Below are 542 nucleotides of genomic sequence, written 5' to 3'. Positions count from 1 at the left end.
CCGATGGTAGTGTGGGGTCTCCCCATGTGAGAGTAGGTCATTTCCAGGCGCCTAATTATTCTCGAAAGAGAAGCGATCAAGCCCGTTGCTAACGCAACGGGCTTTTTTCGTATATGCGAACGCTGAAAAGAGCCACTCCTTACGTCGCACCGTCGCTGTGCTTAGCCAGAATAGAGCTATCCGTTTTAGGAGGCTTATCCACTTAAGCTGGCAACGATGCCACTCTTGATGATAAAGAGTCGCCAGCGGTCGATAAATACTGCTTCAATATCGACACTCCTTACGTCGTCTGTCGCAGAGCTCTCGCTCAGCAATGACATCTTTATTCAAATTGGTAGAAGTGCTTTGTAATTTTACCTTTCAGGTGTAGGTTTAATGGAGCGGTTTATCCAGTCATACATTTCTAAGATTAAGAATAAATTCATGAAGAAAACACTACTTGCTTTAGTACTCGCCTCCATTGTTATACCAATCTAAGTAAAAACATGATCTAATTGCATTCATCGTATTCTCTTCATTTGTGGTTATGGATAACTTTAAAA

1 protein-coding gene is annotated in these 542 nt (G+C 42.3%); it reads right to left on the bottom strand.

The genetic code is table 11. The annotated features are described in order from the left end of the window. Positions 1 to 194: 194 nt before the first annotated feature. Positions 195 to 320, bottom strand: coding sequence for a hypothetical protein (locus tag ACVBIK_RS20690; protein ID WP_447162354.1), 126 nt, complete (start codon positions 318 to 320; stop codon positions 195 to 197). Between the last annotated feature and the right edge of the window lie 222 nt (positions 321 to 542).

The sequence above is a fragment of the Shewanella sp. 125m-1 genome (genome assembly GCF_052977065.1).
The sequence above is the reverse complement of the archived record's forward strand: the minus strand, read 5'-3'. Positions and strand labels throughout refer to the sequence as shown.